We start from the raw sequence: 10681 nt of genomic DNA, 5'->3' as shown, positions 1-10681 counted from the left end.
GCCACCCACCCCCCCCCCGCGCGCCCCCAATGTGGGGGGGCGGCGCGCCGCCCCCGGGGGCGGCCGCGACGGTCCCGTTTCGGGCATGACCGCCCGTCCCCAGTTCCACCCCAAGATCCCCCGTGCTACCTAATGGTCGTGCTCTCAACTAACTGAGAGTGTCTGAGGTAGAGAGTCGGAACGCAAGATGTTGCACTCAGTTAGTTTTTAACGTCAATCTCACCGTGAGTGCATGATCACTGCGGGAAGCCTTCACCCAACGTGGCGGCGCGACTGGATCACGCGGAAGCGGCTCGCGACGTACGCGCCGTCGGTGTAGGTCGCGTTGGCGGCCGGGTTCGCGCCGGTGCCGTGGAAATCGCTGAACGCTGCCGACTGGTTGACGAAGACTGCGCCGGTGAGGTTCTCGGACAGGGCGACGCCCGCGTCGAGGGCCGCGTCCCGGGCCTCGTCGAGGATCTTGGTGTCGGTCGAGTAGATGCCGGCGGTCATCGCGCCGTCCTCGGTGACCGTCTTGCGGAACAGCTCGATCGACTGGGCGGTGTCCGCGGTTTTGACCAGGAAGGACACCGGGCCGAAGCACTCCCGCCCGTACACGTCGGCGTCCTCGGCGTCGATCGCGACCAGCAGCGGCGTCCGTACGACGGCGTCCGGGAAGGCCGGGTGCTCGATCGCGCGGGACTCCAGCACCACGTCGCCGTACTCCGGAGCCAGCTCGAGGCGGCTGATCACGGCCTGGTTCACGATGCCGCCGAGGATCTCGACCGCGCGAGCATCGTCGCCGAGCAGCTTGCTGATCGCGCAGGCGATGGCCGCGCCGACCTCGTCGAAGGACTTGTGGCCCTCGTCGGTCTCGATCCCGCCGGCAGGGATGAACAGGTTCTGGGTGGTGGTGCACATCTGGCCGGAGTAGAGGCTCAGGGTGAAGGCGAGGTTGTTGGAGAGCGCCTTGAAGGAGTCGGTCGAGTCGATGATGACCGCGTTCACGCCCGCCTTCTCGGTGAAGACGGTCGCCTGGGTCGCGTTCTGCTCGAGCCACTCCCCGAACTCGCTGCCGCCGGTGAAGTCGATCAGCTTCACCTCGGGCCGCTGCGCGAGCGGCTTGGCCAGGCCGTCGCCGGCCCGCTCGGTGGCCAGGGTGACCAGGTTCGGGTCGAAGCCGGCCTCGGCGAGCACCTCGCGGCAGACGTCGACGGTGATCGCCAGCGGCAGGACCGCGAGCGGGTGCGGCTTCACGACGACGGCATTGCCGGTGACGAGGGAGGCGAACAGACCGGGCCAGGAGTTCCAGGTCGGGAACGTGTTGCAGCCGATCACCAGCGCGACGCCGCGGCCGGTGACGGTGAACGTCTTCTCCATCCGGATCGGGTCGCCCTTGGCCGGCTTCTCCCAGGTCGCGGTGGCCGGGTAGCGGTTCATCTCCTCGTACGCGTAGGCGACCGCCTCGAGCGCCCGGTCCAGCGCGTGCGCGCCGCCGGCCTGGAACGCCATCACGAACGCCTGACCACTGGTGTGCTGGACCGCGTTGGCCAGCTCGAACACCCGCTTGTGCAGCCGGTCGAGGATCTCCAGTACGACGCCGGTCCGCCCGTCGATCCCGGCGCGACGCCAGTCCGCGAGACCCTGCTGGGCCGCGGTGAGCAGGTCGTCCAGCCCCTCCTCGACGACCCGCGGGTACGAGACGTCCATCGGGATCCCGAACGGCGATTGCTCGCTGACGACCGTTCCGCGTGCGCCGGGGATGTCCAGGGCGTACGTCGTACCGAGGTGGGCCTCGAACGCTGCCTTGCCGTCGGCCGCCGCGGTCTCGCCGTACACCCGGGGGCTCGGCGACTCGGGGAACGCCGCGTGGTAGCCGCGGCTGTGGATCGCCGCCAGTGCGCCGTCCAGGCGCTCGCGATGGGTGGAGAGCAGGTCGGTCGTCATGAAGGCGATGTTACAGTCTTTGGCGCAAGCGGTACTAGAGTGTCACAAGCCGTCTTCTCGATTGGGCAAGGCTATGGACTTGGCAGCCAGGGTGGCCGCGGCGATGTGGGCGGAGGACACCGCCAGCGCCGGGCTGGGCATGCGGCTGGTCGCGGTCGGCGAGGGTACGGCGCGGCTCGAGATGACCGTCCGCGACGACATGGTCAACGGGCACGGGATCGCGCATGGTGGATTCGTGTTCTGTCTCGCCGACTCGGCGTTCGCCTTCGCCTGCAACTCGCGCAACCAGGTCACGGTCGCGCAGGCCTGCGACGTCGTCTTCGTCGCCCCGGCCCGCACCGGTGACCTGCTGGTCGCCGAGGCCTCCGAGCGGACCACCTTCGGCCGGAACGCGATCTACGACGTGACGGTCACCCGCGGCGACGAGGTGATCGCCGAGTTCCGCGGCCGCAGCCGCCAACTGTCCGGAACGATCATCGAGGAGCAGTCATGAGTCGCGAAGCCTTCCTGGTCGACGGCGTCCGGACCCCGATCGGGCGGTACGGCGGTGCGCTGGCCGGCGTACGACCCGACGACCTCGCGGCGAACGTGATCTCGTCGCTGCTGAACCGGACCGCGCTCGACCCGGCGCTGATCGACGACGTGATCCTCGGCTGCGCGAACCAGGCCGGCGAGGACAACCGGAACGTGGCCCGGATGGCGGTGCTGCTGTCGGGCCTGCCGGACTCGGTGCCTGGTACGACGATCAACCGGCTGTGTGGATCGGGGCTGGACGCGGTCGCTTATGCGGCGCGGTCGATCATTGCCGGGGACAACGACGTCGTCGTGGCCGGCGGGGTCGAGTCGATGTCGCGGGCACCGTTTGTGATGCCTAAGGCAACAACCGCGTTCTCGCGGCAGGCGGAGATCTTCGACACCACGATCGGCTGGCGGTTCGTCAATCCTTCGCTCAAGGAGCAGTACGGGATCGACTCGATGCCGGAGACGGCGGAGAACGTCGCGGCGGAGTTCTCGATCTCGCGTGAGGACCAGGACCTGTTCGCGTTGCGGTCCCAGCAGCGGGCCGCCAAGGCGCAGGCGAACGGGCGGTTGGCCGAGGAGATCGTTGCCGTCGACGTGCCGGGCAAGCGTGGGGCGGTGACCGTGGTCGATACCGACGAGCATCCGCGGGAGACGTCGCTCGAGGCTCTTGCCGGTCTGAAGACACCTTTCCGATCGCCGGGGACGGTCACGGCCGGGAATGCGTCGGGGGTGAATGACGGCGCTGCCGCGCTGCTCGTGATGAGTGGGGAGGCGGTGGAGCGGTTCGGTATGAACCCGCTGGCACGAGTGGTCGGGACGGCCGCAGCCGGCGTACCGCCTCGGGTCATGGGGATCGGGCCGGCGCCCGCGACGCGGAAGCTGCTTGATCGCACCGGCGTCGCGTTGTCCGACATCGACGTGATCGAGTTGAACGAGGCGTTCGCGTCCCAGTCTCTCGCCGTACTGCGGCAGCTCGGCCTTCCCGACGACGCCGAGCATGTCAACCCGAACGGCGGCGCCATCGCCCTCGGCCACCCGCTGGGGATGTCCGGCGCCCGCCTCGCTCTCACCGCGGCCCTGGAGCTTCGCCACCGCGACGCCCGGTACGCGCTGGCCACCATGTGTATCGGTGTCGGGCAGGGCATCGCGACCCTGCTCACTCGTCCTTAGGGGTTTCTTTATGCTCGGTGAGGCTTACCCTTCAGAGTTGCGTGACGCGGGCGAACGGCTGTCCGTCGACGAGCTCCGGGCGCGGCAACTGTCGTTGCTACAGGCAACCGTGCGGCGGGCTTATGAGAATGTGCCGCACTATCGGGCGGCGTTGGACGGAGTCGGGTTCAAGCCCGGGGATCTGCAGTCGTTGGAGGATCTGAGCCGGCTGCCGTTCACGGCGAAGAAGGATCTGCGCGACAACTACCCGTTCGGGATGTTCGCCGTACCGCGGACCGAGGTGGCGCGGGTGCATGCGTCGTCCGGTACGACGGGGCGGCCGACGGTGGTCGGTTACACGAAGCGGGATCTGGACAACTGGGCCGACCTGATGGCGCGGTCGATCCGCGCGGCCGGTGGACGTGCGGGCGATGTGTGCCATGTTGCCTACGGCTACGGTCTGTTCACCGGCGGGCTCGGCGCGCATTACGGGGCTGAGCGGCTCGGGTGCACCGTCGTACCTGTCTCGGGTGGGATGACGGAGCGCCAGGTGGATCTCATCCGCGACTTCGGCGCGCGGATCATCATGGTCACGCCGTCGTACTTCCTGTCGATCGTCGACGAGATGGCTGCGCGCGGGCTCGACCCGCGCGAGACCTCGCTGCGGATCGGCATCTTCGGCGCCGAGCCGTGGACCGAAGCCATGCGCACCGAGGTCGAGGAGCGCACCGGGATCCACGCGGTCGACATCTACGGTCTGTCGGAGGTGATGGGCCCGGGCGTCGCGCAGGAATGCGTCGAAACCAAAGACGGCCTGCACATCTGGGAAGACCACTTCCTCCCCGAAATCATCGACCCGGTCACCGGCGAGGTCCTCCCCGACGGCTCCGAAGGCGAACTCGTCTTCACGACCCTCACCAAGGAAGCCTTCCCCGTCCTCCGCTACCGCACCCGCGACCTGACCCGCCTGCTCCCCGGCACCGCCCGCCCGAGCATGCGCCGCATGCAAAAGATCACCGGCCGCACCGACGACATGATGATCGTCCGCGGAGTCAACGTCTTCCCCACCCAAATAGAAGAGCAAATCCTCCTGGTAGAAGGCCTCACTCCCCACTACCTCTGCGTCCTGACCCGCCCCGGCCGCCTGGACGAACTAACCGTCCAGGTAGAAGCAGCCCCCGACCTGGCCGACTACACCCCCGCCGCATCCGCCCTCTCCCGCCGCATCAAGGACCGAGTAGGCGTAACCGCCGCGGTAGAGGTAGTCCCGCCCCACGCCCTGGAACGCTCCCTCGGCAAAGCCAAACGCATCAAAGACAACCGCTGAGGGTTGCTGGCATCGTGCGTCGCGAGTTGCTCAGACTCGCGGCAATCCCACAGCCCTCAACCCGTTCGCCCGAACGGTCCGGCCGCACACCGCACGCGCGAGCTGCATCCCACAACCCCGGCATCAGCGGCAGCGGCATCAGCGGCGGCGGCATGCGGGCCAGAAGCGCGGCAGCCGCAGCCAGCGACAGCAGCCGGACGAGCAGCGGGGCAGTAATGTCCGGCGGCAGCCGGAAGACCCGGCGATAGCCGGAACGGATGCTCCGGGCGATAAGCCCGGGGGTGGGTGGGCAGCGCGCGCAGCCGCCGCGCCGAGGAGCGGAGCGACGAGAGGCGGCTGCAGAGCGCGCGGGGGATTACCAGCTACAAGAGGGAGTCGGGTTGGGTTTGGAGGTGGCGGGGTTTGCGGTGGGCGGGGGGTCGGATGTGGGGGCGGACGAGGGCTTCTACCTCGAAGTCCTCCAGGTTGAACTTGGCGGCGATCTCGCGGTACGACGCGCCGGTGCGGACCTCGTCGATCACGTCCTCCACGAACACGTCGTCGACCATCGGGCGGCCGTAGGAGCGGGACGGGTCCACGATGACGTCGATGTCGTGATAGATCACCAGTCGCAGCGTTCCGGCGTAGCCGTCGTCGGACCAGCCGATCGCCGCCGACCCGCGCCGCAGTACGCCGGGGAAGCCGCCCTGGCTGTCGCGGATCCGCTCCCAACCCGCCTCGCGCCCCTCGGCAGCGATCTCGACCAGCAGGTCACGCCCGTCATGGGCAAGCCCGGACCAAGCCAACGGATAGTGCCGCCCCGCCCGCGACCGGAGCGCGACCGCGGCCTCGCCGATGGCCTGCAACGACAAACCGGTACGGCGCAGGTGCCGCAGCATGTGCGTCTCGACCAGCCCGGCGAACGTGATCGTCGGCTCGCCGCGCCCGCCGCTCCCGGCCTCCAGGGCCCCCGACCGCAACCAGTCCCCGAGCGTCGTCGCCGGCAGCCCGAGCTGGAGGGCTACCTCAGCGCGGGTGTAGAGCGGCAGGTCGAACCGTGGATCCACGTGTCACCTCGTTGCGCGGTGCGGGCGCTTGTCACAACTAGAGTGCCAGAAATGTGGTTTCCTCCCCGGCCGTGATCGGATACGGTCCTCCTGCCGGGGGGTTCGACACCTCCGGCGGCGAGAGGAGGTGAGCGCGATGTCGAGTCCGATTGTCGTGCTGCCCGTTCGCCGTACCTGCGGCTGACCGGGTGGCTCCGTTCCACCAAGGAGTTAGTCGCATGACCGAAGTACAGCGTCCGTCCCTGACCGCCGGAGAGCGCGCTCAGTTGACCGGATGGCTCGACCTGCAGCGTTCCTTCGTCCGGATGAAGTGCACCGGGCTCAGCGAGGAAGATGCCCACCGCAAGGTTCTGCCGACCTCACCGTTGATGACCGCCGCCGGTCTCGTGGCCCACCTGCGCTGGGTCGAGTACTCGTGGTTCCAGCTGGGCATCGCCGGCGTCCCCGACACCGGTCAGACCCCGTGGGTCGAGGGCGCGCACGTCGACGCCGAGATGTTCGTCGACGACGTACCGCTCAAGCAACTCCTCGACGAGTACGACGAGGAGTGCCGCCGGTCGAACGAGACCATCGCCGACCTCCCGCTCGAGGTCGTCGAGAAGGGCCAGCCGGCGGAGAAGGCAGCCTCGTTGCGGTACGTCCTGTGCCACATGATCGAGGAGACCGCGCGGCACGTCGGCCACCTCGACATCATCCGCGAGCTGCTCGACGGAGTGACGGGGTACACCAAGCCGAACTGACCAGGAGGTAACCCGGTTACACCTGCGCCGAGCGGTGGATAGGATGTCCGGCATCTGGCACGGGGTAGCGACAAGAGGTGTGATGAGGGAACCCTCCGTACGCCGTTATTCCGGGCGGTCAGTCGAGGAGTGGAAGGCCGCGCGCCGGGAACGGTTGCTGGCCGCTGCGCTCGAACTCTTCGGGACCGACGGATATCCGGCGACATCCGTGGAACGCCTGTGTACACAGGCGAAAGTGTCCACCCGGCACTTCTACCACGAGTTCCAGAACAAGGAAGCCGTGCTGCTCGCAGTCCATGCGCAGGTGATCGAGTTGGCGGTCCGGAGCACCGGAGATGCGCTCCGCCGGACCGCCGACCGACCGGTCCGGGAGCGGATCACCGCGGCCGTCGACTCCTACCTGCGCACGATCATGGCCGACCTCCGCCGGGCACGGATCTCGTTCGTCGAGGTGGTCGGCACCAGCCCGGCGGTCGAGGAGCAGCGGATCGCGTTCCGGGAGTTGTTGATCGGTAATGTCCGCGATCTCGGCGACACCGCGGTGGAGCGCGGTGAGATCAAGCGCAAGGACTTCCGGTTCCTCGCGCTGGCGTTCTTCGGCGCGGTGAACACCGTCGTCTACGACTGGATGCTGGCCGAGCCGCGGCCGCCGGAGCAGAAGGTGCAGAAGTCACTGCGAGACCTTGCGGTGCAGCTGATCACCGCTTAGTCCGAGCTGAACCGTTTGCGAAGCTCGGCGATCGCTTCGTCGCGCGTGAGTGCGGCGCCGGCCGCGAAGGCGGCGTCGTACCTTTCGTTGCCCAAGGCATCACGTAGCCGATCGACAGACCGTTGTACGTCGCCGTCCGGGACCGACCGCATCCCCCGCAGTACGGTCGCCATCCCGAGCGTCCGCGCCGCCTGCTCGGTCTCGCCGACCGCCACGTCCACGTCGACCGAGGTCTCGACGACGGATGCCACGAGCGGCATGTCCTCGGTGGTGAGCGCCAACCGCACGGACTCCCGGTTGCGCTGTTGCGCCAGCTCGATGTCGCCCGTGGCCGCGTTCGTACGGCTCAACTGCGCGAGCATGCTCGCCTGTCCGTGCGGCGCGACCCGCTCGGCCTCGAGGTCGAGCATCCCGTACGCGCGCTCGGCCAGGTCCCGCGACTCGTCCAACGCACCGGCCCGGTACGCGATCCGCGCGAGACCCATGTACGCCATCGCCTGACCGCCGCGGGATCCCGTCTCTTCGGACAGCCGCAATGCGCGCTCGAGGTCCGCCCGGGCGCCATCGATGTCGCCCAACTCGATCCGGCTCATCGCGGCGCCGCCGAGCAACTGCGCGACTCCTTCGGTGGTACCGAGTTCCTCGATCAGCTGTAGCGCCTCGATCAGCGACTCCAGCGCCTGAGCATGGTCACCCGTGCTGGCCTGGTAGCTCGCGAGGCCGCGCAGCGCCATCGACGTACCGAAGCGATCGCCGAGCTGGCGGAAACCGTCGAGCGCAACGGTCAGATTGGCCGCCATCTGGTCGACTTCGCCCTCGTTCTCGCGGAACATCGCGCCCATCATCACGCCCATGTTCCGGACCCACGGGTCGTGATGCTCGCCCGCGGCCTCGAGCTCGCGGAAGCAGGTCGCCTTGTCCCGCCGGATCGCCGCCCAGACCGCGTTGGTGAACAGCCCGATCCCAGCGTCGATGAGAACCTGGTGCCGCCGGGTCATCCAGCGAACCGTCGCCAGTCCGCGGATCATCTGCTGGAACGACTTGGCCGGATCCTCGCCGCTCGACATCTGCCCGAGCGCGAGCAGGTACAGCGCCTCGGCCTTGTCCAGCGGCGCGCTCTTCCCCGGTACGGCGAGGGCCGCGCGCATCCAGTTGACCGCCTCGGCCGGACGACCGCTCATCGTCCAGTACTCGCCCAGCACGGCAACCATCTGTACGGCGATCCGCGCCGAGCCGATGTCGATCGCCGTACGGAGTGCGTCGAGCAGGTTCTCGTTGTCGGCGGTCAGCCGGGCGATCCACTGGATCTGCTCACCGGTCCGCAGCTTCGGTCGCGCCCGGCGCAGCATCCGGCTGAAGTACGCCGTGTGCTTGCGCCGGAAGTGGTCGTGCTCGCCGGAGGCGTTCAGCTGCTCGGCGCCGTACGCGCGGACCGTCTCCAACATCCGATAGCGCACGGACCGCTCGTCGGCCGCGGCCTCCACGAGGGACTTGTCCACAAGCGACGCGAGGACACCGAGCACGGACTCGGGCGGGATGCGGTCGTCGCTGCAGATCTGCTCGGCCGCATCCAGCGTGGCGCCGCCGGAGAACAGTGAGAGCCGTCGGGCGACCGCCTGCTCGTCGGGGTCGAGCAGGTCCCAGCTCCACTCCACGACGGCCCGCAGGGTCTGGTGCCGGGGCAGTGCGGTCCGTGAGCCACTGGTCAGCAGGCGGAACCTGTCCGTGAGCCGGTCCACGATCTGCGGCGGCGTGAGCGCCCGCAACCGGGCCGCCGCCAGCTCGATCGCCAGCGGCATCCCGTCCAACCGACGGCAGATCTCTGCGACCGCGTCCCGATTCTTGTCGATCAGCGCGAAGTCCGGGCGTACTGCGCGGGCGCGGTCGACGAACAGCTGCATCGCCGGGTAGTCGTCGTCGGTGGGCTCGTCCTCGGGCGGCATGCCCAGCGGGCCGACCGGATGCAGGTGTTCACCCGGGATGCTCAGCGGTTCGCGGCTCGTTGTCAGCACCCGCAGCCGTGGGCAGGAGGCGAGCAGCGAGTCGACGAGTCCCGCGACCTCCAGGATCAGGTGCTCGCAGTTGTCGAGGACGAGCAGGATGCGCCGGTCGCCGATGACCTCGACCAGCCGGAGGGTCGCAGCGCGGCTGGTCGGGATGTGCTTGGGTGCGAAGCTCGCCGGCTGCAGGTCGACGTACTCGCTGGCACCGAGAGTGGAGAGAACGGCTGGTGCCACGTCGGCGGCGTCACCGAGCGGTGCGAGCTCTACGAACCAGATGCCGTCGCCGCTCTGCTCCACCAGCGTTCTGCCGGCCTCGGTGGCCAGTCTGGTCTTGCCGGCACCGCCAGGGCCGACCATGGTGACCAGTCTGGTCCCGTTGCTCATCAGACGGGTCAGCTCGGCCACGTCCTCGCGGCGGCCGACGAAGCTGGTCATCGGCGCACGCAGGTTGCTGCGCGGCATTGACGGCGCAGGAGCTGGTACGGACGTTTTGGCCGTCGGGTCGACGTTGTCGCCACGCAGTACCGAGACGTGGAGGTCGCGGAGCCGCATGCCGGGGTCGGCGCCGAGCTCGTCGGCCAGCGTGGTCCGGACCCGTTCGTACGCCGCGAGGGCCTCCGCCTGGCGACCGTCGGCGTACAGGGCTCGGATGAGGAGCTCGTGCACGCGCTCGCGGAGTGGGTGCGTGACGGCGAGCTGTTCGAGGTCGGTGATCAGGTCGCGGGCCTGGCCGCAGGTGACGGCGGCCTCGGCCAGGTCCTCCGCGGCGGCGAGGCGCAGCTCGGCCAGGCGGTCCGCCTCGACTGCGGCGAACGGGAGGTCGCGGAGGTCGGTGAGGGCTTCACCGCGCCATAGCTTGTCGGCCTGGGTCAGGAGGGCGTGGGCCTGCTCCGGCTCGGTGGTCAGGAGGGCGCGGCCGCGGCGTACCAGGTCTTCGAACTGGAGGGCGTCCACACAGTCCGGACCGATGGTCAGGGTGTAGCCGGCCGGGCCGGACTGCACCGAGATACTGGACTCAGTCGCAGGGAGACCGGCCCGGAGGCGGGACACCAGGGACTGCAAAGCGTTGGCGCTCGGGGCCTCGCTGCCCCAGAGTCCGTCGACCAGCGTCTCGACGCTGACCGGTCGCCCGGCGGACAGCGCGAGGCGCGCGAGCAGCCCGCGCAGGCGGACGCCGCGGATGTCGAGCGGGGTCCCGTCGGCCGCCCACATCGCGAGAGGCCCAAGCACCGCTATGCGCACCCCTCAAGCCTCGCACA

The 10681-nt window shown here is 69.1% G+C and carries 8 protein-coding genes; 5 read left to right on the top strand and 3 right to left on the bottom strand.

Features of this window, described 5'->3' with window-relative positions; all coding sequences use genetic code 11:
- Positions 1–252: 252 nt before the first annotated feature.
- On the bottom strand, positions 253–1926 hold the full coding sequence (gene paaN / locus FDA38_RS23000; protein WP_137256142.1) for a phenylacetic acid degradation protein PaaN: 1674 nt from the start codon (positions 1924–1926) through the stop codon (positions 253–255).
- A gap of 73 nt (positions 1927–1999) precedes the next feature.
- Here paaN and paaI point away from each other — a divergent pair, with 73 nt between their 5' ends.
- From paaI to paaK, 3 genes are read left to right on the top strand one after another with little or no spacing between them, the layout of a single operon-like run.
- Positions 2000–2419 (top strand): hydroxyphenylacetyl-CoA thioesterase PaaI, encoded by a 420-nt coding sequence (gene paaI / locus FDA38_RS22995; RefSeq protein WP_137256141.1) that lies wholly within the window; start codon positions 2000–2002, stop codon positions 2417–2419.
- Positions 2416–3618, top strand: coding sequence for a 3-oxoadipyl-CoA thiolase (pcaF, locus tag FDA38_RS22990; protein ID WP_137256140.1), 1203 nt, complete (start codon positions 2416–2418; stop codon positions 3616–3618). Before paaI ends, pcaF begins: the two co-directional genes overlap by 4 nt.
- 37 nt (positions 3619–3655) lie before the next feature.
- A complete protein-coding gene (paaK, locus tag FDA38_RS22985; RefSeq protein WP_233714872.1) occupies positions 3656–4924 on the top strand; it encodes a phenylacetate--CoA ligase PaaK in 1269 nt (422 codons plus the stop codon).
- A 362-nt stretch (positions 4925–5286) separates the two neighbouring features.
- Here paaK and FDA38_RS22980 read toward each other — a convergent pair whose 3' ends face one another.
- Complete coding sequence (locus FDA38_RS22980) at positions 5287–5970, bottom strand: MerR family transcriptional regulator (protein WP_137256138.1); 684 nt, start codon at positions 5968–5970, stop codon at positions 5287–5289.
- 218 nt (positions 5971–6188) lie between these two features.
- On the opposite strand from FDA38_RS22980, the gene FDA38_RS22975 reads away from it, so the two are divergent.
- Positions 6189–6710, top strand: a complete 522-nt coding sequence (locus FDA38_RS22975; RefSeq protein ID WP_137256137.1) for a DinB family protein — start codon at positions 6189–6191, stop codon at positions 6708–6710.
- 82 nt (positions 6711–6792) lie between these two features.
- The gene (locus FDA38_RS22970) at positions 6793–7419 is read left to right on the top strand and encodes a TetR/AcrR family transcriptional regulator (protein ID WP_137256136.1); all 627 of its coding nucleotides are present in this window, start codon (positions 6793–6795) and stop codon (positions 7417–7419) included.
- On the opposite strand, the gene FDA38_RS22965 is transcribed toward FDA38_RS22970, so the two are convergent.
- The gene (locus tag FDA38_RS22965) at positions 7416–10652 is read right to left on the bottom strand and encodes a BTAD domain-containing putative transcriptional regulator (protein WP_137256135.1); all 3237 of its coding nucleotides are present in this window, start codon (positions 10650–10652) and stop codon (positions 7416–7418) included. The two genes, FDA38_RS22970 and FDA38_RS22965, sit on opposite strands and share 4 nt — an antisense overlap.
- Between the last annotated feature and the right edge of the window lie 29 nt (positions 10653–10681).

Origin of the sequence: Kribbella jiaozuonensis (assembly GCF_005233875.1) — a bacterium.
Classification (GTDB): domain Bacteria; phylum Actinomycetota; class Actinomycetes; order Propionibacteriales; family Kribbellaceae; genus Kribbella; species Kribbella jiaozuonensis.
This window is presented reverse-complemented; position numbering and strand designations above follow the sequence as displayed.

Bases quoted from the DNA above. Each gene is read 5' to 3' on its own strand.
- pcaF (WP_137256140.1), top strand. From the start codon at position 2,416: ATGAGTCGCGAAGCCTTCCTGGTCGACGGCGTCCGGACCCCGATCGGG.
- FDA38_RS22975 (WP_137256137.1), top strand. From the start codon at position 6,189: ATGACCGAAGTACAGCGTCCGTCCCTGACCGCCGGAGAGCGCGCTCAG.
- paaN (WP_137256142.1), bottom strand. From the start codon at position 1,926: ATGACGACCGACCTGCTCTCCACCCATCGCGAGCGCCTGGACGGCGCA.
- FDA38_RS22970 (WP_137256136.1), top strand. From the start codon at position 6,793: ATGAGGGAACCCTCCGTACGCCGTTATTCCGGGCGGTCAGTCGAGGAG.
- paaI (WP_137256141.1), top strand. From the start codon at position 2,000: ATGGACTTGGCAGCCAGGGTGGCCGCGGCGATGTGGGCGGAGGACACC.